The following is a 22168-nucleotide window of genomic DNA, read 5'->3' on the forward strand; positions in this document are numbered from 1 at the left end:
GGCATCGGGCTCAGCGGAGGGCGGGACGGGAATCCGGGGCGGGTGCGCCCGCCTGCACCGCGGTCGCCACCGCCACGGCGATGCCCGTGGTGACGGGGATGGCCAGCACCAGGCCGATCGAGCCCACCAGGATCCGCACGATCTCCTCCACGAGCTCCCCGGACATCAGCGTGTCCCACAGGCTGCGGTCGTACAGGGAGACCACCATCAGCACCGGCAGGGCGGCACCGGCGTAGGCGAAGGCGATCGTGTAGACGGTGGAGGCGATGTGGTCCCGCCCGATCCGCATCCCGGAGGCGAACAGTTCCCGCCTGGACGCGCGCGGGTTCGCCGCCCGCAGCTCCCAGACGGCGGAGGCCTGCGTGATGGTGACGTCGTTGAGCACACCCAGCCCGGCCACCAGCAGCCCGCACAGCACGATCCCGGACAGCCGCACCTCGGGGGCCACGGTGGCCAGGATGTAGGAGTACTCGTCCCCCAGCCCGGTCAGGTACGCGGCGTCCGTGCCCCACAGGGCCAGCACGGCGGTCAGGGCCAAGCCGATCAACGTCCCCAGCAGCGCCGTGGTGGTGCGCAGCGAGAAGCCGTGGGCGAAGTAGAGCACCACGAGCATGATCAGCCCGCAGCCCACCAGGCCGACCCAGAGCGGCGGTCCGCCCTCCAGCAGCGCCGGGAACATGAACACGAACATCACGGCGAAGGCCAGCCCCAGGCCCACCATGGCCCGCAGGCCCCGCCAGCGGGCCACGGCCACCACCACCAGCGCGTAGAGCAGGGCCAGCAGCACCACCGGGACGGTGCGCTCGAAGTCGACGAACACGAAATCCGCGGCACCCTCGGTGTCCCCGCCCGGCAGGCCGGACAGGTCCAGGGCCTTGATCCGGTCTCCGACCGCCACGTCCATCGAGGCGCTGACGGAACTCGGGATCGGCACCAGCGCACGGTCCGTCCCGCCGCCGTCGGGGTCCACCACGGCGTCCACGCACTGCACGTGGGCGGCGGAGGGGTCCCCGACCATCCCGCCGCCGGGGGTCTCCAGGGTGGCCGCCTCGGGTCCGCAGTCCCGCGGCTGGACCTCGGTGACCGTCCCGGTCACCATCGAGATCCCCTGGCTCGTGCCGTAGGGATCGGCCAGCGATATCTCCCGATGGGCCCCGGAGGGCCAGAGCGCGATCATGCCGGCGATGAGCACCACGGCCAGGGGCACCAGGATCGCGGTCAGGGCCACCACCACCCGGCGGCGGCTGCCGCCGCCGGAGCCGGTCAGTGCCTCATCGGCGCCCGGCCCGGCGGGCAGCCCATGGCCATGGCCATGGCCATGGCCATCGTGCCCGTGGTGGTCCTCAGGAATCGGCTGCGGCATCAGGTGGCGTCGGTGGCCCAGATCCGCGTGTCCAGCAAGACGCGGGCGTGCCCGCTGGTGAGCAGCCGGTCCAGGACGGGGGCGAGCACGTCCATGGCGTCGTCCACCTCGAGCTGCACCGGGTACTGGGCGGTCAGCAGGGCCAGCAGGGAGACGGCCGCCGCCTGGGCGTCCGCGGGGGCGAGCTCCGGGTTCCACCCCAGCAGCACGTCCGTGGGATCCTCCGAGCGCTCCGGCGTGTAGGAGATGGCGAAGGCGTCGATGGACCCGCCCTGCTCCTTCGGCGCCGGCCGCAGGACCACCGCGCCGGAGGCCCCGGTGGCCGGGCCGAGCAACAGCTGCTGCGCCCGCCCCACCGTCATCTCGGCCGGGTCCCAGCCGTGGGTGGCCTGGTAGAACGCGGCCACGGCCCGGGTCAGCTCCACCGAACCGGTCGCCAGGTCCTCCACGGCCAGCCCGGTCCCGTCCAGCTCCGGGGCGGTGATGGACCCGGGCCCGACGGCGATGCGCCGGGAGCGCTGCAGCGGCGCGAAGCCCTGCCCCGCCAGGAAGGCCGCAGCCGGGTGGTCGGCCGGGCTCCCGGCCGGGTGGGAGTCGGCGTCCGCCGCCGTCTCGGCTCTCTCCACGGTTTCCGGAAGGCCCGCGGGGACGACGGCGAAGCGCGTCTTCAGCTCGCCGGTCACCACGGTGCCCGCGGACCGGGCCTCGGCCACCTCCGCGCGCAGGGCTCCGGTCAGGGCCGTGGCGATCCCCCGTCCGCGCTGCTCACGGGCGGTCTCCGCATAGAACCAGAGCCGCCGCGGGTGCACCGAGGAGGCGTAGACCACCGCCGCCGCCACGGGGATGCCCTCGTCCTCGGCCACGAGGCAGCGGGCCCAGGGCTGTCCCTCGCGGCCCTGCCCGGTGCTCGAAGGCCGGAGCATGGCCCGGTCCTGGTGCTGCTGGGCGTCCGTGGGATCGCCCCAGAGCTCCAGCAGGCGCAGGTCGTCCCCCTCGGCCCACGGCCGGGAGGTGACGCCCGCTGGAAGCTGCGGGCCGGCGTCGGGAACCGTCATGGTGTCCTCCCCGTGCTTCGGATCACTTCGAGAGCCGCTCGAAGAGCCAGCCGCGCACCTTATCCAGCGCCACCCGCTCCTGCGCCATGGAGTCACGCTCACGGATGGTGACGGCCTGGTCCTCGAGGGAGTCGAAGTCCACCGTGATGCAGAACGGGGTGCCGATCTCATCCTGGCGGCGGTAGCGGCGGCCGATGGCACCGGCGTCGTCATAGTCGATGTTCCAGACCCCGCGCAGCTCATCGGCCAGGCGCTTGGCCGTGGGCACCAGCTCCTCCTTGCGGGACAGCGGCAGCACGGCGGCCTTGACCGGGGCCAGCCGAGGGTCCAGGCCGAGCACGGTGCGCACGTCCGTGCCGCCCTTGGTGTTCGGGGCCTCCTCCTCACGGTAGGAGTCCACCAGGAAGGCCATCATGGCGCGGGTCAGGCCGAAGGACGGCTCGATCACGTACGGGGTGTACCGCTCCCCCGAGGTCTGGTCGAAGTACTGCATCTTTGTGCCCGAGCCTGACGTGTGGGAGTTCAGGTCGAAGTCCGTGCGGTTGGCGATGCCCATCAGCTCGCCCCACTCGGAGCCGGCGAAGCCGAACTTGTACTCCAGGTCGATCGTGGCCTCGGAGTAGTGGGCGCGCTCCTCATCCGGGACGTCGAAGCGCCGCATGTTCTCCGGGGCGATCCCGAGGTCGATGAACCAGTCCCAGCAGGCCTCGACCCAGGTGTCGAAGTGCTCCTTCGCCGCCTCGGGATGGGTGAAGTACTCGATCTCCATCTGCTCGAACTCGCGGGTGCGGAAGATGAAGTTGCCCGGGGTGATCTCGTTGCGGAAGGCCTTGCCGATCTGCCCGATGCCGAAGGGCGGCTTGCGGCGGGAGGCGTTGACCACGTTGAGGAAGTTCACGAAGATGCCCTGGGCCGTCTCGGGGCGCAGGTAGTGCAGTCCCTCCTCGTTGTCCACAGGACCCAGGAAGGTCTTCATCAGGCCGGAGAAGTTCTGCGGCTCGGTCCAGGACCCGCGGGTGCCGCAGTCCGGGCAGACGATCTCGTCCATGCCGTCCGAGCCGCCCTCGGGCTTGCGGCCCTTCTTCTTCTCGAAGCCCTCGATCAGGTGGTCCTGGCGGTGGCGCTTGTGGCAGGAGGTGCACTCGACGAGCGGGTCGGTGAAGGTGGCCACGTGACCGGAGGCGTTCCACACGGGCGTGGGCAGGATGATGGAGGAGTCCAGGCCGACCATGTCCTCGCGGCCGCGCACGAAGGTGTTCCACCACTGCGTCTTGATGTTGTCCTTGAGCTCCACGCCCAGCGGACCGTAGTCCCAGGCGGAGCGGGACCCGCCGTAGATCTCTCCGGCCTGGAAGACGAAGCCGCGGCGCTTCGCGAGGGAGATGACCTGGTCGAGGGTGGTCTTGGGGGCCATGGGGGCATCACATCCGTGTCTGATACTTCGGCCGCTGGCGGCGGTCGGCGCACTGGGGCCGGCACCCTTTAGGGGTGGCGGCATGGGGTTACCCGGTCAGTCTAGGTGCACCGGCCACCGTGCGAGGTGCGGACCGCACCGCGACTGGTGCACCGGCACGGTACTTCAGGCCACAATGGAGGCATGTCCGCACACCCTGCCCCTGAGAACCACGGAAACCACCGTCAAGCACCCGAGGCCCCGGCCGCCCACCCGGCACCGCTGGAGATCCGAGACGAGGTGATCCGCCTGGGCCAGGCCCTCAAGCTGGCCAGCCTGGTGGAGGACGGGGCGGACGCCCGCGTGGTGATCGAGGCCGGGCTGGTGCAGGTCAACGGCGACCCGGAGACCCGCCGCGGCCGGCAGCTGCGGCACGGCGACGTGATCGAGTTCTCCGGTGAGGCCGTGAGGGTGGTCCCGGCCGGGCGCTGAGGCTACCTCACGGTGTAGTCGAGGAACTCCCCCACGTGCCGCAGCTCCTGCGGGCCGATCCCGTGGCCGATCCCGGCGTAGAGCACCTTGGTCATGTCCACGTGCTCGTTCATCCAGGCGTGCGTGTACTCCACCTTGTCCTGCGTGATGACCGGGTCGGCCTGGTCCCGGCCCCAGAAGACCTTCGGCTGGGCGGCCTTGACCGCCTCGTCGTCGAAGAAGCCGGCCAACGGGCCGGTCCCGGACACCTCCGAGGGAACGACGTCGGCGCCCTGGCCCGCGCTCTGCGAACCCGGTGTCATGGCCGGGTCGACGGCGAACCCGGAGAGCCCGACCACGCAGGCGTAGGCCTCCGGCTCCCGGCGCAGCAGCGAGGTGGCCATCGCCATGCCCATGGAGAAGCCCAGCAGGGAGGTGCTGGCGAAGTACGGGCGCTGCGTGGCGACCCACGCCTGCAGGTCCTCCACGGCGGCGCGCACGGCCAGCGGTGAGGACTGCAGGGAGTTGGTCAGCGGGAACCACGTGTACCCGCCGTGGTCCATGGCCAACGGCGCCCGGACGGAGGCGATGGTGAACTTCTCCGGCAGCTCCGGCACGATGCCGAACAGGTCGTTCTCGTCCGCCCCGTAGCCGTGCAGGACCACCAGCAGGTGCGTGTCCGCGCGCTCGGCCTCGGGACGGGACCAGCGGACGAACGGCTCGGTGGGTGCGGCGTGGGACGGGGTGGGTGTCTGCGATGCGGGCATGATCCCAGCGTAGGTGAGGTTTGAAGTGACTCGCGGGTAACGCTGGATCTAGGATCGGCGTATGTCCGTCCCCCCGTCCGCTCCGCGCTCCGCTACTCCCCTGCACCCGGTCCACCCCTGGCGCCGCTACGTGGCCCTCGGCGACTCCTTCACGGAGGGCATCGGCGACCCGGATCCGCACCGTCCCGGCTACCACCGCGGCTGGGCGGACCGGGTGGCCGAGGAACTCGCCCACCGCGTCCCGGACCACGAGGACTTCTCCTACGCCAACCTGGCCATCCGGGGCCGGCTGATCGACCAGATCGCCGCGGAGCAGGCCGAGCCCGCGCTCGAGCTGAGGCCGGACCTGATCACCCTGTGCGCCGGCGGCAATGACGTGATCCGGCCGGGCGGGGACCCGGACGCGATCGCCCTCAGGCTGGACGGACTGGTGGGCCGGCTGGCCGCCGGCGGTGCCACCGTGGTGCTCTTCACGGGACCGGACATCCGGGACACCCCGGTGATGGGCCGGATCCGCGGCAAGGTGGCCATCTACAACGAGAACGTGCACACGGTGGCGCTGCGGCACGATGCCGTGGTGGCGGACCTGTGGGCCCTGCGGGAGCTGACCCGCCGGCAGATGTGGGCCGAGGACCGGCTGCACTTCTCCCCCACCGGCCACCACACCATCAGCGCGATGGTGCTGGAGACCCTGAACGTGCCCCATGACCTGGTCCCGCTCGAGCCCAAGCCCGCGGTGCACCAGACGTGGCGTCAGGCCCGGACCGAGGACGTCCACTGGGCCCGCGAGCACCTCATGCCCTGGGTGCTGCGCCGCTTGCGGCGGCAGTCCTCCGGCGACGGCCTGGCCCCGAAGCGCCCGGCGGCCGAGCCCCTGTTCGGCCATCCGATGCCGCAGGGCACCGACCCCGGCGAGTAGAGGACCGGCGGCGGGCCCTGCCGCGATGCCGGACGCGGTGGGATAATTCCTCCACGGAGGGGCTCGCTTCGAGCTGGGGTGTTCACACGCGGTGTGGACGCCAAGAGGTCATGGTCATGTCCCCGATTGCAGAGGTCCGGTCCCTGCCGGCGCCCGGTGGGCAGCCGTCCCTGGCCCACGACGTGGCCGGCTCCGGCAGGCCGCTCCTGCTGCTGCACTCGTCTGCCGGCGACCGGCGCATGTGGGACCCGCAGTGGAGTGGCCTCCTGGACTCGGGGTACCGCGTGGTGCGGTGCGACTTCCGCGGCTACGGGCAGTCCCCCGTGCCGACCGGACCCGGTCAGGACGCCCAGGACGTGGTGGACCTGCTCGACACGCTCGGCGTGGGGCGCACCGACGTGGTGGGGGCCTCCTACGGTGGACGGGTCGCACTGGAACTCGCGGCCGGCTGGCCCACCCGCGTCGATGCGCTGGTCCTGTTGTGCGCCGGGTCCCCGTTCCACCCCTCCACCGAAGAACTGGACGCCTTCGACGACCGGGAGACGGCCCTGATCGAATCCGGTGCGATCGAGTCGGCCGTGGAACTCAACGTCCGAACGTGGCTGGGTCCGGAGGCGGATGCGGGGGCCCGCGACCTGGTGCGCCGCATGCAGCGGCGTTCCTATGACCTCCAACTGGCCGCCCCGGAGCAGTTCGACCCCCTGCCGACGCAGTCCGAGCTCTCGCACGTGCGGGCACGCACCCTGGTGGTGACGGGTCGGCACGACCTGACCACCTTCCGCCGCATCGGTGCAGATCTCGCGGCCCGCCTGCCCGGCGCGAGACGGGTGGACCTGCCCTGGGCCGGCCACCTGCCCAGCCTCGAACGGTCGGACGAGATCCTGTCCCTGCTGGTGGACTTCCTGGAGGGCTTATGGTGCAGAAGGAGACCCTGTTGAGCACGGCACGGGAGGCCTACGCCCGCGGCGAATGGGGCAGCGCCCACCGGGACCTCGCCCGCGCACGGGAGTTGGGCCACCTCTCCACCGCGGACCTGGACCTGCTGGGCAGCACCCAGTGGTGGGTGGGAGAGGTCTCGGAGTCGCTGGCGGTCTCGGAGGAGGTCTACCACCGGTACCACGACGGCGGTGACCTGCCGCAGGCCGCCATGAAGGCGCTGAACCTGGGCCTGTTGTGGTTCGTCCGGGGAGAACTGGTGATCGCCTCCGGATGGGCCAGCCGCGCCCGCCGCATCCTCGCGGCCCTGCCGGAGTGCCCCGAGGACGGGTACCTGCTGTACCTCGACGCGTCCATCGCCCTGGATTTCAACGACATGGAACCCACCCGCCAGGCCGCCCTCCGGCTGGAGGAACTGGGCCGACGACTCCAGACCTCGGGGTTGACCTCGTTCAGCCTGGTGCTCTCCGGACTGACGGAGACCTGGCAGGGGGACCCCTCCCTCGGCTTCGCCCAGCTCGATGAGGCCATGCTCCCCGTGCTGGCCAGCCAGCTGCCGCCGGAATGGGCCGGGGACATCTACTGCACCGTCATGCACATCTGCCACACACTGGCCGACCTGCCGCGCATGCGCGCCTGGACGGACGCCACCGAGCAGTGGTGCCGGCAGTTCCAGGGCGAGGTGGTGTACTCCGGCATCTGCCGGGTGCACCGCCTCCAGCTGCTGTGCGTGGAAGGCCACTGGGACCAGGCCGAGGAGGCGATCGAGCGCAGCGGATCGGAACTGATCGACCGCAACAACTGGGTGGCCGGCGAGGCCTACCACCAGCTCGGTGAGATCCGCCGGCTCCGCGGCGACGCGGCCGGCGCCCAGGACGCCTACGACCAGGCCCGGCGCCTCGGCACCGATCCGCAACCCGGGGAGTCGTTGCTCCGGCACGCCGCGGGACACTCCGAGCAGGCCTGGGCCGGCCTCTGCGCCGCCCTCGCCGAGCGGGGCCGGCCGGCCGGCGCGGGACTCTTGAGGGCCGGCGTCGCCCTCGCCCTGGACCTCGGCCGCCAGGACGAGGCCGAACGACTGTGCGCCGAGCTCGAGGCCACGGCCGCGGCCTTCAGGACCACGGGATTCCGGGCCTGGGCCGCCCACGCGCGGGGGATGGTCCTGGTGGCGCAGGGCCGCTTCGCCGAGGCGCTGCCCGTGCTGCACGCGGCGGCCGCCGGCTACGGGGCCCTGCACGCCCGGTATGAGGGCGCCCTGATCCGCGAACTGCTCTGCGGCGCCCACCTGGGCCTGGGAGAGACGGAGGCAGCGGCCGCCGCCAGGGCGCAGGCGTTGGCCGTGTTCCGCACCCTCGGCGCGGGCCCCGACGCCGGCCGGTTGGACGGCGGCCCCCTGCCCGGTGGCCTCACCACCCGCGAGGCCGACGTGCTCTGCCTCATCGCCTCCGGCGCCAGCAACAAGGAGGCCGCGCAGGCGCTGTTCATCAGCCAGAAGACCGTCAGCAGGCATCTGGCCAACCTCTTCACCAAGATCGGCGTCTCCTCCCGGACCGCCGCCGCGGCGTGGGCCCACGAACACGACCTACACCGAATGACCCATACCGCCCGCGCCACAATGGGTCCTGCTGCCGATGTGACGCCGGGCCCGCGTCCCTAGCGTTGGTGGTGTCAGGAACACCGGCACCCCAACGAAGGAGAAGGCGATGGATCTCAGCCCACCGGTCGTTGCCGGCAGCATCTCCAGCATCGTCTTCGCCGCCAGTGTCATGCCCATGCTGACCAAGGCCGTGCGGACGCGGGACCTGAGCTCGTACAGTCCGGGGAACCTCCTCCTGGCCAACGTCGGCAACCTCGTGCACTCCGTGTACATCTTCAGCCTGCCCGCCGGACCCATCTGGGCCCTGCACAGCTTCTACCTGATCACCACCGGCTTCATGTTGGCCATGTACCTGCGCCACCGCAAGCCCACACCCCCCGAAGGACAAGACCATGACCACCCAGCCGCACACCGAACCGACCACCGACCGGAGGAGCTCCAGCCGGCCGGATACCCCGGGGGCGCCAGCACCTGAGGTCACCGCCGCGGCCACGGAATTCGCTGGCCGCTGCGTCGGGATCATGAACCAGGCCGCCATCGCCCTGCTCACCAGCGTGGGGCACCAGACCGGACTCTTCGAGTTGCTGGCGGCCCACCCGGGGGCCACCAGCCATCGGCTCGCAGAGGCCGGCGGCCTCCAGGAGCGCTACGTCCGGGAGTGGCTGGGCGGGATGGTCACGGCCGGCTTCGTCCGGTACGACCCGGCCGACGGCACCCACGTGCTGCCACCCGAGCACGCCGCCGTCCTCACCCCGGCCGCGGGGCCGGACAACATGGCCCACCTCATGCAGTACATCGGCATGATGGGAGACGTGGAACAGCAGATCGTGGAGCGCTTCCACACCGGTGGCGGCCTGTCCTACGCGGACTACCCGAACTTCCACCGGACCATGGTCCAGGAGAGCGCGGCCGTGAACGACGCCTCCCTGATCGACGGGATCCTGCCGCTGGTCACGGGGCTGCCGGAACGGCTGGGCGCGGGGATCGAGGTGGCCGATGTCGGCTGCGGTTCGGGCCACGCGGTCAACCTCATGGCCGCCGCCTACCCGCGGAGCCGGTTCACCGGCTACGACTTCTCCGCGGCGGCCATCGCCACGGCACGTCAGGAGGCCACGGCCTGGGGACTGGCCAACGCCCGGTTCGAGGTCCTCGACGTGGCCGAGTTGGACCTCGAAGGCGGATTCGACGCCGTCACGGCCTTCGACGCGATCCACGACCAGGCCCACCCGGCCCGGGTCCTGGCCAACATCCACCGCGCCCTGCGGCCCGGCGGGGTGTTCCTGATGGTCGACATCAGGGCGGAGAGCCGGGTGGAGGACAACATCGACCTGCCGTGGGCCAGCTACCTGTACGCGATGTCGATGTTCCACTGCATGAGCGTCTCGCTCGGGCTCGGCGGGGACGGACTGGGCACCGTGTGGGGCCGGCAGGTGGCGCAGCGGATGGTCCTCGAGGCGGGCTTCGGCAGCGTCGAGGCCCGAGGCATCGAGACCGACCCGTTCAACACCTACTACGTGGCGCTGCGGGACTGACCCGGCGCTACAGCCCGAGGGCCCGCGTCATGTCCGCGGCCACCTGGTCCAGGTCCGTCAGGAAGCCGTCGTGGCCGATCGGCGAGTCGATCATGGACACGCGCACCTCGCCCGGCAGCTGGCGCGCCAGCTGCCGGGACTGGTCCGGGAAGTACAGCCGGTCGGACTCCACGGCGGCGATGAACGGCGCGGCGGTGATCCCGGCCAGCACCTCGGCCTCGGGGCCGCGGCCCCGGGAGACGTCGTGGCTCATCAGGGCCTCGGTCAGCACGAGGTAGCTGTTCGCGTCGAAGCGCTTGACCAGCTTGGCCGCCTGGTAGTCCAGGTAGGACTCCACCTGGTAGCGCCCCTGCCGCCGCTGCGACTGCCCGAAGGGGTCTTCCTCGGCCTGGGCGCCGCGGCCGAAGCGGCCGTCCATGTCCGGCTGGGACCGGTAGGTGATGTGCGCGATCTTGCGGGCGATGCCCAGGCCGCCGTCCGGCGTCGGGCCCGGGTAGTAGTCCCCGCCGCGGAAGTTCGCGTCCAGCGTGATCGCCTGGATCTGGGCCTGGGCGAAGGCGATCTGCTCGGCGGTCGAGTGCGCGCCGCAGGCGATGACCGCCATCCCGGCGACGCGGTCCGGATAGGTGGCGGCCCACTCCAGGGCGCGGGCCCCGCCCATGGACCCGCCGACCACGGCCTGCCAGCGGCGGATGCCCAGGGCGTCGGCCAGCCGGGCCTCGGCGTGCACCGAGTCCCGGATGGTGGTGAACGGGAACCGCGAGCCCCAGGGGGTCCCGTCCGGGTCCAGCGACGACGGGCCGGTGGTCCCGTAGCAGCCGCCCACGATGTTCGGGGCCACCACGAACCACCGGTCGGTGTCGATGGCGCAGCCGGGCCCGACGACCCCCTCCCACCAGCCCTCCTCCGGGAGGGCCGTGGAGGAGGCCACGTGCGTGGAACCCGTCAGGGCGTGCAGTACCAGCACGGCGTTCGAGGCCCCGGCGTTGAGCGTGCCCCACGTCTCGTAGGCCAGCTCCACCTCCGGCAGGTGGCCGCCGGTCTCGAAGTCCAGGGCCCCGATGCGCTGGGTGTGCAGGCCGCCTTCGGGCAGGGCCGTGGCCGCGTGCTGGGCGGTGATGGCGGTCATCCGGTCGACTCCGTCCCTAGGCGCTCACGTCGGCTGCGGCGAAGCCGGAGTCGAGGTCGGCCAGGATGTCCTCGATGCTCTCCACGCCCACGGAGAGCCGGACCAGACCCGGGGTGACGCCGGCGGCGCGCTGCTCGGCCTCGGTGAGCTGGGAGTGCGTGGTGGATGCGGGGTGGATGACCAGCGAGCGGACGTCCCCGATGTTGGCCACGTGGTGGTGCAGGCTCAGTGCGTCCACGAACCGGGCCCCGGCCTCGCGTCCGCCGACGATCTCGAAGGACACGAACCCGGCAGGACCCTTCGGCAGATACTGCTTCGCCCGCTCGTGCCAGGGGCTGGAGGGCAGTCCGGGGAAGATGACGGACTCGGCCAGGGCGTGGCCGTCCAGGTACTCGGCCACCCGGCGGGCGTTGGAGACATGGCGCTCCATACGCAGGGACAGGGTCTCCAGGCCCAGGTTGAGCAGGAACGCGTTGAACGGGCTGATGGCGCTGCCGAAGTCCCGCAGCAGCTGCACCCGGGCCTTCAGCACGAAGGCGAGGTTGGCGCCGAGGATGCCGTCCACCCCGAGGTCGCGGGCGAAGACGAGGCCGTTGTAGGACTCGTCCGGGGAGTTGAAGCCCGGGTACCGCTCCGGCTGGGCGGCGAAGTCGAAGGTGCCGCCGTCCACGATCACCCCGGCCATGGCGGCCGCGTGGCCGCCGAGGTACTTGGTGGCCGAGTGCACCACGATGTCCGCGCCGTGCTCGATCGGGCGCAGCAGGTACGGGGTGGCCAGGGTGTTGTCCACGATCAGCGGGAGGCCGGCGGCGTGGGCGGCGTCCGCCACGGCGCGGACGCCCAGCACGTCACCGCGGGGGTTGCCCAGGGTCTCGGCGAAGAAGGCCTTGGTGTTCTCCTGCACGGCCCCCGCCCATTCCTCCAGGTTGTCCGGATCCTGCACGAACGTGGTGGTCACCCCGATCTTGGCCAGGGTGTGCTTGAAGAGGTTCTGGGTGCCGCCGTAGAGCGAGGCGGAGACCACCACGTGGTCACCGGCTCCGGCGAGGTTGAGGATGGAGAAGGTGGTGGCGGACTGGCCCGAGGCGAGCAGCAGGGCACCCACGCCGCCCTCGAGGGCGGCGATCTTGCCCTCCACGGCCTCCTGGGTGGGGTTGCCGATGCGCGTGTAGATCGGACCCAGATCCTTCAGGGCGAACCGGTCCGCGGCGACCTCGGCGGAGGGGAAGTCGAAGGAATTGGACTGGACGATCGGCAGCACGGTGGCGCCGTAGGGGTTCTCCTCGGGGATGCCGGCGTGGATCTGCCGGGTCTCGAAGCCCCAGGCGCCGGGATCGGTGGAGTCCGTGGCCGGGGTGGTGGGGGTGTCAGTCAAGTGACGGCTCCTGTCAGTCCAGGGCCACCCGCGGGTGCCAGCGGGCGTGATCCGTCAACCCGCTGCGCCGTGGTGGCCCGCGCTTGCAGATGCCGGTCGGCACCCGCCTGGTCCTCACCCGGGGCACCCCACCGCGAGCTGGAGGGTTGCCGGCCAGCAAGCCGGGGCTTGATGCTGGCACTCATGACCTGCCTCCAGTGTGCCAGATCGGTCCGGACGATTCATCCCCCGGCGCCGCAGGGGGGTCGCAGAGGGACACAGAGTCGGGACGGAGGCGAAGCGGAGGTGGAGCCGAGATGAAGGCGGGACGAAACCGCGCGGAGACCTGTGAGGTGCACCACATTTCAAGTGAGGTTAACCTAACCGGTCCGGGGTCCACAAAAGTGCGACGATATGCGCATGATGCGCTTGGATCACGTCTCGTACGCCGTTGGACCCGAAGAAGGCCTCGCCGCCACGGTGGCCCGTCTGGCCGATGCTCTCGGCATCGAGCGGGTCAAGGGTGGTGTGCACCCCCGCTTCGGCACCCGCAACGCGATCTTCCCGCTGCGCAACCGCCAGTACCTCGAGGTCGTCGAGGTCCTGGACCACCCCTCCTCGGACAAGGCACCGTTCGGACAGGCCGTCCGCGCCCGCTCCCAGATGGGCGGCGGCTGGATGGGCTGGTGCGTGGCCGTGGACGACCTCGCCCCGTTCGAGGAGCGCCTGGAGCGCCAGTCCGTGCCCGGCAACCGCAAGTTCCCGGACGGCCGCGAACTGACCTGGCGCCAGATCGGCATCAAGGGCCTCATCGCGGATCCGCAGGTGCCCTACCTGCTGCGCTGGGATGACGGCACCGAGGAGCTGCACCCCTCCCAGGCCGCCGAGCCGCAGGCCGAGCTGTCCTCGATCACCATCGCCGGCTCCCGGGACCGCGTGCGCGACTGGCTGGGGATGGACGATCCGAACGAGAAGGTCGGGGACCTCAACGTGGTCTTCGAGTCCCCCTCCGGCACCCCGGGTCTGCTCGAGGTCACCTTCGAGACCCCCCAGGGCACCGTCACGCTCTGACGGCTCCTCAGGTGCCGAACAGGCCCGCGGCCGCCAGCAGCGGGTAGGCCACGAATCCTGCGGCGTCCAGCAGGAAGTGCGCCACCACCAGCGGCATCACCCTCTGGTACCTGAGGTAGAAGGCCCCGAAGACCAACCCCATCAGCAGGTTGCCGAGGCCCGGCCCCACCCCCTGGTACAGGTGGTAGGCGCCGCGCAGCACGGCACAGGCGATCACCACGGCGGTCAGGTTCACAGGCACGACGGCGCCGCTCGCCCAGGTGCGCAGCCCACCGGGTGCGTGGGCCGGGTGGACGGACGTGCCGGCGGGCAAGCCGGGTCGCACCCCGGCCCGGAGCTGCTGCAGGTAGCCCAGCCGGTCGAACAGCCAGGCCACCACGATCACCTCCTCCAGCAGGGAGTGGCGCAGCGCGGAGAGCAGCAGCACCGGGGTGGTCCACCAGTACTCGTTCAGCGCGTTGCCGACGATCGCCGTGGTGAGCCCGGCAGCCCGGCCGGCGGCATAGACGGCCAGCGTGCCCAGGCCCATGGCGAGGAACAACCCGATCCCCCACGCCGCGTCCCGCCCCGGACGCCGGAAGTCCAGCCCGAAGGCCCGCAGCGGGTTGCGCCCGCGGATCCACACCAGGTGCAGGACCAGCAGTACCGGCACGAGGGCGAAACCGATGTCCAGCAGCTGATAGGTCAGGTCGAAGAGCTGCCGGTCGTCCAGCGCCGGGTTCAGGGTGGTGGTCTGCCCGGACAGGGGTGCCTGCGTCCACTTGTCGATCAGGTTGACGATCGCGTACACCGCCGAGCGGCCCAGGGACAAGGCCAGCACGATGACGATCTCCCAGCGGACGGTGCGGGCCGAGGGCGGGACGGTCTGGGCGGGCCGGGAGGGCCGGGCGGTGGTGGTCACCGCACCAGTGTAGGAACCCCTACTGGCCAGCACGCCCGTTCCACCGCGCTAGCGTGGATCCATGACCTCCGCCCCGAGCCCCGAGGACGTCGCCCTCGCCCGTGCGGCCGCCGCCCGCCCGCTGGCCTCCGCCGTCGCGACAGACCCCGGACTGCCGGGGCGGCTCGCCACCGCGGACTGGTCCGCGGGCACGATCGACGAGGGCGGGCAGTTCCACCGGGTACTCGTGCTGCCCGGCACCGGCGCCGTCCGGATCACGCGCACCGCGCAGGCCGCACAGCTGCTGCCGGACCGGATGGCGGTGGTCGAGCTCCTGGGCACGACGCCGGCCCTGCCGTTCGCGCTGCCGGTGCCCCTCACGGAGGTGGTCACGGCGGGAGTCACGGTGAGGCCCGGGGAGGTGGCGGGACCGCGGGAGGCGGCGGGATCGCGGGAGGGGACGGCCGCCGTCGTGCAGGAATTCCTGCCCGGCCAGCCGCACCCGCCCCACGAGGGCGACGAGGCCACCCTACGCGGGCTGTGCCGGACGCTGGCGGGGATCCAGACGGCACCGCTGGCGCCGCACCTCGGTCCCCCGTTCGCCTACCGGGGGCCGTGGACGGCCCGGAAGGTGGCGGAGGTCCAGTCGGTGCCGACCCAGTTGGTCCGCGCCTACGGGCCGGCCGCCTGGACCGGTGAGGGGGCGGCCTCCGCCGAGCGGTGGGCCGGCACGGTGGCCACCCTGACGGACACCGCGACGGAGTGGACCCGGCGGCCCGTGGTGCCGCCGTCCCTGGTGCACGGTGATCTGGCCGGGCACAACATGCGCTGGCAGCGGTGCGGTGGCGGCGAAGACGGCGGCGGGGGCCGTTGGGAGCTGACCGGGATCCTGGACTGGGACCTGGCCGCGGTGTGGGACCCGGCCCTGAACCCGGCCTATCTGTCCCTGTGGCACGGCGAGGAGAAGCTGGAGGCGATCGCCCGGAGTGCCGACGAGGCGTTGCGGGCCCGCGTGTGGCTGGGCTGGATGGCCCTCGAGTCCGTCTACGACGCCTCGCTGCGCGAGGCACCGGGCCATCCCGAGGCCCCGCCGAATTGGGCGAAGCTGCTGCGCAAGGTGCTGCCCCGGATCGAGCGGGCGGTGGCCGCGGAGGCATCGTGGCGAGCCGGGGCCACCCGGTGAGCGCACCGTGAGCGGGCGGTGGGGGTGGTGGGGGTGGTGAGCGGGCTGCACAGGCCCCGGGATCCGTGGCCGCGGCTGCGGGAGGCCGTGCTGCTGGAGGCGCTCCAGGCCGGGGGGAAGGTGCTGGACACGGGCCAGCGGCAGACCGTGCGGTTGCTGACCGGGCGGGTGGGCCGCGGGGTGTACCTGCACGGTGGGGTCGGACGCGGCAAGACCTGGATCGGCGGCGAGTTCTTCAACGCCCTCGAGGTGCCGAAGATCCGGTTGCACATGCACGCGCTGCTGGGCCAGGTGAACCAGGTGATGGCCTCGGCGCGGGCCGGGGCCGACCCCGCGGTATCCGGGGCGGCGTCCGGGATCGGCCACGCGGTGGAGCACCTGGTCGGGGACGCCCTTCGCTGCCATCACTCACAACCTCTCGTCGGAGTCGGCTCGGATCGAGCCTCCGGGTCACCGTAGGCACGGCAACTCCACGGCACCTCCGGGTCACCTGAACGGGACCTGAGCGTGAGGTAGCCGATGCCCAAACCCTGCAAGCAGCTTGATCAAGTTGCTTGTAAGGTTGGTGCATGACCGAAGCCCCGCACCCCGACCCGCTCGCGGACTCCGCGCCGACCGCGGAACTCCTGGAGGCCCTCCAGCCGATCCTGCGCCGGATCGTCGCCGAACGCACCCTCTCCCCGGGCAAGGTGGGCATCCTGCGGCACGTGGCCGAGACCGGACGGGCCAGCACCGCAGAGCTGGCGGCAGCCGTCCAGGTCAGCCCCCAGGCGATCTCGTTGGCCACCCGGGAGCTCGAGGACCTGGCCCTGGTCCGGCGGATCCCGGACGAGACGGATCGGCGCCGGACGTGGATCCACCCCACCGAGGCCGGGCGTGCCCGGCTCGCCGAGGAGGCCCTGGCCGGCCGCTCCTGGCTCTACGGGGTCATCCAGGACCGCCTCACGCCGGCCGAACGCCGGGCCCTGACCGAGGCCATCCCCGCGCTCCGCAAGCTCACCGCCACCCCTGAAGCCGAGCCGCCCCGTGGCTGAGGCCCGGCGCCTGGAACCGGCGCTGGTCTATGCCGCCCTCTCCACAGCCGTGGTCAGCTCCCTGGGCATGCTGCTGGTGCCCTCGATCGCCGAGGCCATGCACGTGTCCGTCAGCACGGCCCAGTGGATGCTGACGGTCAACCTCCTAGTGGGGGCCGTCGCGACCCCGGTCATGGGCCGGCTCAGCGACGGGCCGCGCCAGAAGCGGCTCCTGCTGCTCTCCCTGTCGGTCATCCTGCTCGGCTCCGTGGTGGCTGCGGTGGCACCGAACTTCACGGTCTTCCTCATCGGGCGGGCCCTCCAGGGGCTGACCTACGGCATCGTGCCGGTGACCATCGCCCTGGCGCGCCGGTGCCTGCCCGCCCCCAGGGTCCCGTCCGCGATCTCCAGCCTGTCCGTGACGGTCGCCACCGGGCTCGGCGTCGGCTACCCGCTGACCGGGATCATCGCCGGAGCCCTGGACTACCGGTTCGCCTTCTGGTTCGCCGCGCTCTTCGTGGTCACGGCCCTGGCGGTGGTCGCCCTGGCGGTGCCCGGCCGGCCGGACGGCGAGACGGCCCGGGCCCCCTTCGACCTGACCGGTGCTGTCCTGTTGGGGACGGGCCTCGGGAGCCTGCTGCTGGGCATCAGCGAGGGTCCCACGTGGGGTTGGGCGTCACCCTGGACGGTCGGCGTCCTGGTGGTGGCGGTCGGGCTGCTGGCGGTGTGGGTCCGCTGGTCCCTGCGCACCCGCCACCCCTTGATCAACCTGCGCGTCTTCGCCCATGGGGAGGTCCTGTTGGCCAACGGCTCGGCGATCGGCCTGGGCGCCGCCATCTACATCGGCCTCTCGGTCTCCAGCCTCGTGGCCCAGGCCCCGGCCGACACCGGATTCGGGTTGTCCATGCCCGTCTTCTGGGCCGGGTTCGTCATGCTGCCCCTGTCCGTCGGCAGCTTCCTGGCCAACCGCCTCGTCCGCCGGCTCTCCCGGCGGGTCCCGCTCACGGCGCTGCTGCCGGTCGGGGCGGGGCTGACGGCCGCCTCCGGAACCCTGCTCTGGCTCGCGCACAGCGAACTGTGGGAGCTGCTGCTCGGGATGTTCGTGTTCGGCCTGGGCATCGGCTCCAGCTACGCGGCCATGCCCGCCCTGATCGCACGGAACGTGGCCGCGGAGGGACTGGGCAGCTCCGTCAGCTTCAACCAGGTGCTGCGGACGATCGGCAGTTCCTTCGGCACCGCGGCCTCGGCCGCGATCCTCGCCGTGACCGCCGATCCCGCCGGCCAGACCACCGACGCGGGTATCACCGGCACCTTCGGCCTCGGCGCCATCCTCTGCCTGGGCGTCTGCCTGGCCCTGGTCGCCCACGCCGTGGTGCGCCGGGTCAGGTAGGGAACGGGTCAGGTAGGGAACGGGTCAGGTAGGGAACGGGTCAGGCAGGGAGCGGCTCAGGCAGGGAAGCCGTCCGCGGGGGCGAAGAGCAACTCCCGCCCCACCGGCCGCAGCAGATCCAGCTCCGGCTGAGCGGCGAAGACCAGGGCGAAGTACGCGGACCATGCGGCGGCGCGGGTCCACCGGGCGGACCGGCCGGCGCTGGCGGTCTCCGCGGGCTCCCCCGCATCGTAGGCCCGGCGGAAGACCTCCCGCCCGGCGGGGGTGAAGTGAGTCAACGCGGCCCCCAGATCCGAGGCCGTGTCGCCGGCGCACAGGTCACCGTAGTCCACGAGCACCGGGCCGGCCGGGGAGAGGATCGTGTTGTTCGGGTGGGGGTCGCCGTGGAGCCAGAGCCGCGGACCGGAGTGGGGTGGGGCACCCAGGGCGGCGTTGAAGACCGCGGTGAGTCGCCGGCGTCGGGCCTCCCCCAGGTCACCGGCGAGGTCGCCCAGGCGCGCGTGGAATCGGTCGGCGAGGTCGACGATCGAGGTCCCCCGGAGGGTGGGGTCGGGGGCACCGGTCACGGCCGGCCGGTGCAGGCTGCGCAGGGTATGGGCCAGGTCCGCCGCGTAGGCGTCCCGTGCCTCCCCGGGGGCGTGGACGGCGGGGCGCCCGTGGACCCAGGGGACGACCGCCCAGCGGAACGGGTACCCGGCTCCGGGCACCCCGGTGCGGGCCGGCGTCGGGATCCAGGGGGCGCCGGGGCCGGCACCCGGCCCACCCGTCAGGGAGGCGAGGACCGGCAGCCACTCCACCTCACGGTCCAGCAGCGCCTGGCCCACCGCGTGCCGGGGCAGGCGCAGGGCGAGGTGCTCCCCCAGACGGGCCACGGTGTTGTCCCAGCCCTGCACGCACTCCCCCAGGGGCAACCCGGCCAGATCCGGGTGCTGGGCCCGCAGCAGCGCGCGCAGGAGCCCGTCCGTGATGACGGGTTCCTCCGCGCGGCGCTGCTGCGGCACGGCGGTTACTCGGTGACGCCGAGGCGCTCCATGACAATTTCGCGGACGCGCGCGGCATCGGCCTGGCCGCGAGTGGCCTTCATGACCGGGCCGATCAGGGCGCCGATGGCCTGCAGCTTGCCGGCCTTGATCTTGTCCACCACACCGGGGTTCTCGGCGATCGCGGCGTCGACCGCGGTATTCAGGGCGCCGTCGTCCGAGACCACGGCCAGGGAGCGGGCCTCGACGATGGCCGACGGGGAGCCCTCCCCCTCGGCCACGAAACCGAGGACCTGCTTGGCGATCTTGTCATTGATCGTCTTGGCGGCGATCAGCGCCTCGACCTCCACCACGTCGGCGGGGGTGACCCCCAGCTCGGCGATGTCCTTCTCGGCGAGGTTGGCCAGGCGGGCGATCTCGCCCATCCACCACTTGCGTGCGGCGGCGGCCGAGGCACCGGCCTCGATGGTCGCGGCGATCTCGTCCAGCACGCCGGCGTTGACGACGTCCCGGAACTCCTCGTCCGAGAAGCCCCAGTCCGCCTTCAGGCGCTTGCGGCGCTCGGCCGGCGGCTCGGGCAGCTCCGCGCGCAGGCGCTCGATCCACTCGGCGTCGGTGTGGATCGGCACGAGGTCCGGCTCCGGGAAGTACCGGTAGTCGTCCGCATCCGACTTCGGCCGGCCGGAGGTCGTGGTGCGGGTGGCCTCCTGCCAGTGGCGGGTCTCCTGGGTGATGGAGCCCCCGGCCTGCAGCACGGCGGCCTGGCGCTGGATCTCGAACGTCACCGCGTGGGCCACTGCCCGGGTGGAGTTGACGTTCTTGGTCTCGGTGCGGGTGCCGAACACCGTGGCGCCCCGGGGCATCAGGGAGACGTTGGCATCGCAGCGGACGTTGCCGCGCTCCATCCGGGCGTCCGAGATGCCGAGGTTCTTGACGATGTCCCGGATCTGCGTGACATAGGCCCTGGCCAGCTCCGGCGCGCGCTCACCGGCGCCGGTGATCGGCTTGGTGACGATCTCCACCAGCGGCACGCCGGCGCGGTTGTAGTCCACCAGGGAGGAGGCGGCGTCCTGGATGCGGCCCGAGGCCCCGCCCTGGTGGGTCAGCTTGCCGGCGTCCTCCTCCATGTGGGCACGCTCGATCTCCACCCGGAAGACCGTCCCGTCCTCCAGCTCCACGTCCAGCCAACCGTCGTAGGCGATCGGGTCGTCGTACTGGGAGGTCTGGAAGTTCTTCGGGGTATCCGGGTAGAAGTAGTTCTTCCGGGCGAAGCCGCAGACCTCCGCGATCTGGCAGTTCAGCGCCAGGCCGAGCTTGATGGAATAGTCGACAGCGGTCCCGTTGACCACGGGCAGCACGCCCGGCAGGCCGAGGTCCACCGGCGTGACGGACGTGTTCGGCTCGGCGCCGAAGCCGTTGGGTGCCGAGGAGAACATCTTGGTCTTCGTGTTGAGCTCCACGTGGACCTCGAAGCCGAGCACCGGCTCGTAGGCGGCCATGGCCTCGTCGAACGTGAGCACCTCGTCGGTGACGGCGGCCATCAGTTCTCTCCTCCAGCGGTAGTGGCGGGTGCAGGGGTTGCCGCGGTCGACGCGGCGTCCAGCTCGGGGGCCTGGGCCCAGAACGGGGAGCCCCAGTTCTCCTCGAGCCGGGTCTCCAGGGCGGCGGCGGCGCGGTACATGGTGGCGTCGCCGCGGGCCGGGGCCAGGAACTGGATGCCCACGGGCAGGCCGCCGGACAGTCCGGCGGGCACGGAGATGCCGGGGATGCCGGCCAGGTTGGCGGGGATCGTGGCGATGTCGTTGTTGTACATCGCCACCGGGTCGTCCAGCTTCTCCCCCAGCGCGAAGGCCGTGACCGGGGAGGTCGGCGAGATCAGCACGTCCACCTGTTCGAACGCCGCCGCGAAGTCGCGCTGGATCAGGGTGCGGACCTTCTGCGCCGAGCCGTAGTAGGCGTCGTAGTAGCCCGCCGAGAGCGCGTAGGTACCCAGGATGATGCGGCGCTTGACCTCGTCACCGAAGCCGGCCGCACGGGTGGCGCCCATGACCTGCTCGATGGTGCCGCCGCCGTCCGGGACCACCCGGTTGCCGTACCGCACGCCGTCGAACTTGGCGAGGTTGGAGGAGACCTCCGAGGGCATGATCAGGTAGTAGGCGCCCAGCGCGTAGCCGAGGTGCGGGCAGGAGACCTCGCTGACCTCGGCCCCGGCCTCCTTCAGCACCTGCACCGACTCCTGAAAGCGTGCCAGCACGCCCTCCTGGAAGCCCTCGCCCTCCAGCTCGGCGATGATGCCGATGCGCAGACCGTTCAGCTCGCCGTTGCGGGCGGCCTCCAGCAGCCCCTCCAAGGGCTCGGGCAGCGAGGTGGAGTCCTTGGGGTCATGGCCGCCGATGAGCTCCTGCAGGGCCGCGGCGTCCGCCACAGTGCGGGTCACGGGGCCCACCTGGTCCAGGGAGGAGGCCATGGCGATGACGCCGTAGCGGGACACGGCGCCGTAGGTCGGCTTGGCGCCCACGGTGCCGGTGACCGCGCCGGGCTGGCGGATGGAGCCGCCGGTGTCCGTGCCCAGGGCCAGCGGCGCCATGAAGGCCGCCACGGCCGCGGCGGAGCCGCCGCCGGAGCCGCCGGGAGTCCGGTCCAGGTCCCAGGGGTTGCGGGTGTCCCCGAAGGCCGAGTGCTCGGTGGAGGAGCCCATGGCGAACTCGTCCAGGTTGGTCTTGCCCAGGATCGGCAGCCGGGCCGCACGGATCCGCTCCACCACGGTGGCGTCGTAGGGGCTCATCCAGCCCTCAAGCATCTTCGAGGCGGCGGTGGTGGGCTGCCCCACGGTGACGATGAGGTCCTTCACCGCGATCGGCACGCCTGCCAGCGGGTGCAGGGCCTCCGCCTCCGGGCCACCGGCGGCGCGGACGGCATCCACCTCGGCGGCGACGGCGAGCGCCTCCTCCGTGTTGACGTGCAGGAAGGCGTGGACACCGCGGCTGCCCTCCGGGACGGAGCCGTCGGCTGCACCGTCCACGGCGGCGATGCGGTCCAGATGCGCCTGGGTCAGCTCAACCGAGGTGACCTCACCGGCACGGAGCCGTTCGGCCATCTGCAGGGCGGTCAGCCGGATCAGTGCGTTGTGCTGCT

The 22168-nt window shown here is 72.0% G+C and carries 21 protein-coding genes and 1 riboswitch; of the genes, 11 read left to right on the forward strand and 10 right to left on the reverse strand.

Annotated features, from left to right (window positions below; all coding sequences use genetic code 11):
* Positions 1-10 precede the first annotated feature (10 nt).
* From AB0K08_RS04625 to AB0K08_RS04635, 3 genes are read right to left on the reverse strand one after another with little or no spacing between them, the layout of a single operon-like run.
* Positions 11-1363 carry a YibE/F family protein gene (locus AB0K08_RS04625; RefSeq protein ID WP_363352148.1) on the reverse strand — a complete coding sequence of 451 codons (1353 nt, stop codon included), beginning with the start codon at positions 1361-1363 and terminating at the stop codon, positions 11-13.
* Positions 1363-2418: a GNAT family N-acetyltransferase gene (locus AB0K08_RS04630; RefSeq protein WP_363352150.1), complete on the reverse strand. Its 1056-nt coding sequence runs from the start codon at positions 2416-2418 to the stop codon at positions 1363-1365. The genes AB0K08_RS04625 and AB0K08_RS04630 overlap by 1 nt, the downstream gene beginning before the upstream one ends.
* Positions 2419-2440: 22 nt before the next feature.
* Positions 2441-3832 carry a glycine--tRNA ligase gene (locus AB0K08_RS04635; protein WP_363352152.1) on the reverse strand — a complete coding sequence of 464 codons (1392 nt, stop codon included), beginning with the start codon at positions 3830-3832 and terminating at the stop codon, positions 2441-2443.
* A 183-nt stretch (positions 3833-4015) separates the two neighbouring features.
* Between AB0K08_RS04635 and AB0K08_RS04640 the strand changes: the two genes are divergently transcribed.
* Entirely contained in the window at positions 4016-4303 is a 288-nt protein-coding gene (locus AB0K08_RS04640) for an RNA-binding S4 domain-containing protein (protein WP_363352154.1), read from the forward strand.
* A 2-nt stretch (positions 4304-4305) separates the two neighbouring features.
* On the opposite strand, the gene AB0K08_RS04645 is transcribed toward AB0K08_RS04640, so the two are convergent.
* A complete protein-coding gene (locus tag AB0K08_RS04645; RefSeq protein ID WP_363352156.1) occupies positions 4306-5049 on the reverse strand; it encodes an alpha/beta hydrolase-fold protein in 744 nt (247 codons plus the stop codon).
* Positions 5050-5110: 61 nt separating this feature from the next.
* On the opposite strand from AB0K08_RS04645, the gene AB0K08_RS04650 reads away from it, so the two are divergent.
* The 5 genes from AB0K08_RS04650 to AB0K08_RS04670 all read left to right on the forward strand — a co-directional run bounded on the left by AB0K08_RS04650 (position 5111) and on the right by AB0K08_RS04670 (position 10033).
* Positions 5111-5968 (forward strand): SGNH/GDSL hydrolase family protein, encoded by an 858-nt coding sequence (locus AB0K08_RS04650; protein ID WP_363352158.1) that lies wholly within the window; start codon positions 5111-5113, stop codon positions 5966-5968.
* A gap of 116 nt (positions 5969-6084) precedes the next feature.
* Positions 6085-6906, forward strand: a complete 822-nt coding sequence (locus tag AB0K08_RS04655) for an alpha/beta hydrolase (RefSeq protein WP_363352160.1) — start codon at positions 6085-6087, stop codon at positions 6904-6906.
* Positions 6903-8561, forward strand: a complete 1659-nt coding sequence (locus AB0K08_RS04660) for a response regulator transcription factor (protein ID WP_363352162.1) — start codon at positions 6903-6905, stop codon at positions 8559-8561. Before AB0K08_RS04655 ends, AB0K08_RS04660 begins: the two co-directional genes overlap by 4 nt.
* A gap of 46 nt (positions 8562-8607) precedes the next feature.
* On the forward strand, positions 8608-8976 hold the full coding sequence (locus tag AB0K08_RS04665) for a hypothetical protein (protein ID WP_363352164.1): 369 nt from the start codon (positions 8608-8610) through the stop codon (positions 8974-8976).
* Positions 8894-10033, forward strand: coding sequence for a class I SAM-dependent methyltransferase (locus AB0K08_RS04670; RefSeq protein ID WP_363352166.1), 1140 nt, complete (start codon positions 8894-8896; stop codon positions 10031-10033). The genes AB0K08_RS04665 and AB0K08_RS04670 overlap by 83 nt, the downstream gene beginning before the upstream one ends.
* A 7-nt stretch (positions 10034-10040) precedes the next feature.
* On the opposite strand, the gene AB0K08_RS04675 is transcribed toward AB0K08_RS04670, so the two are convergent.
* Together AB0K08_RS04675 and AB0K08_RS04680 are read right to left on the reverse strand one after the other, a co-directional pair.
* Positions 10041-11162, reverse strand: coding sequence for a homoserine O-acetyltransferase (locus AB0K08_RS04675; RefSeq protein ID WP_363352168.1), 1122 nt, complete (start codon positions 11160-11162; stop codon positions 10041-10043).
* Between the two features lie 16 nt (positions 11163-11178).
* Entirely contained in the window at positions 11179-12537 is a 1359-nt protein-coding gene (locus tag AB0K08_RS04680; protein ID WP_363352170.1) for a PLP-dependent transferase, read from the reverse strand.
* A 74-nt stretch (positions 12538-12611) separates the two neighbouring features.
* Positions 12612-12726, reverse strand: a riboswitch (SAM riboswitch).
* A 204-nt stretch (positions 12727-12930) separates the two neighbouring features.
* Between AB0K08_RS04680 and AB0K08_RS04685 the strand changes: the two genes are divergently transcribed.
* On the forward strand, positions 12931-13587 hold the full coding sequence (locus AB0K08_RS04685) for a VOC family protein (protein ID WP_363352172.1): 657 nt from the start codon (positions 12931-12933) through the stop codon (positions 13585-13587).
* Positions 13588-13594: 7 nt separating this feature from the next.
* On the opposite strand, the gene AB0K08_RS04690 is transcribed toward AB0K08_RS04685, so the two are convergent.
* The gene (locus tag AB0K08_RS04690; RefSeq protein ID WP_363352174.1) at positions 13595-14488 is read right to left on the reverse strand and encodes a CPBP family intramembrane glutamic endopeptidase; all 894 of its coding nucleotides are present in this window, start codon (positions 14486-14488) and stop codon (positions 13595-13597) included.
* 61 nt (positions 14489-14549) lie between these two features.
* Between AB0K08_RS04690 and AB0K08_RS04695 the strand changes: the two genes are divergently transcribed.
* The 4 genes from AB0K08_RS04695 to AB0K08_RS04710 all read left to right on the forward strand — a co-directional run bounded on the left by AB0K08_RS04695 (position 14550) and on the right by AB0K08_RS04710 (position 18053).
* A complete protein-coding gene (locus AB0K08_RS04695) occupies positions 14550-15650 on the forward strand; it encodes a phosphotransferase (RefSeq protein WP_363352176.1) in 1101 nt (366 codons plus the stop codon).
* A gap of 36 nt (positions 15651-15686) precedes the next feature.
* Positions 15687-16109: an AFG1/ZapE family ATPase gene (gene zapE / locus AB0K08_RS04700; RefSeq protein WP_363352178.1), complete on the forward strand. Its 423-nt coding sequence runs from the start codon at positions 15687-15689 to the stop codon at positions 16107-16109.
* 110 nt (positions 16110-16219) lie between these two features.
* Entirely contained in the window at positions 16220-16684 is a 465-nt protein-coding gene (locus AB0K08_RS04705) for a MarR family transcriptional regulator (RefSeq protein ID WP_363352180.1), read from the forward strand.
* Positions 16677-18053, forward strand: coding sequence for an MFS transporter (locus tag AB0K08_RS04710; RefSeq protein WP_363352182.1), 1377 nt, complete (start codon positions 16677-16679; stop codon positions 18051-18053). Before AB0K08_RS04705 ends, AB0K08_RS04710 begins: the two co-directional genes overlap by 8 nt.
* Before the next feature lie 56 nt (positions 18054-18109).
* Here AB0K08_RS04710 and AB0K08_RS04715 read toward each other — a convergent pair whose 3' ends face one another.
* From AB0K08_RS04715 to gatA, 3 genes are read right to left on the reverse strand one after another with little or no spacing between them, the layout of a single operon-like run.
* Positions 18110-19054: a phosphotransferase gene (locus tag AB0K08_RS04715; protein WP_363352184.1), complete on the reverse strand. Its 945-nt coding sequence runs from the start codon at positions 19052-19054 to the stop codon at positions 18110-18112.
* 5 nt (positions 19055-19059) lie between these two features.
* On the reverse strand, positions 19060-20574 hold the full coding sequence (gene gatB, locus AB0K08_RS04720) for an Asp-tRNA(Asn)/Glu-tRNA(Gln) amidotransferase subunit GatB (protein ID WP_363352186.1): 1515 nt from the start codon (positions 20572-20574) through the stop codon (positions 19060-19062).
* On the reverse strand, positions 20574-22130 hold the full coding sequence (gatA, locus tag AB0K08_RS04725; protein WP_363352569.1) for an Asp-tRNA(Asn)/Glu-tRNA(Gln) amidotransferase subunit GatA: 1557 nt from the start codon (positions 22128-22130) through the stop codon (positions 20574-20576). The genes gatB and gatA overlap by 1 nt, the downstream gene beginning before the upstream one ends.
* Positions 22131-22168: the final 38 nt, after the last annotated feature.

The organism is Citricoccus sp. NPDC055426, assembly GCF_040677445.1.
GTDB lineage: Bacteria > Actinomycetota > Actinomycetes > Actinomycetales > Micrococcaceae > Citricoccus.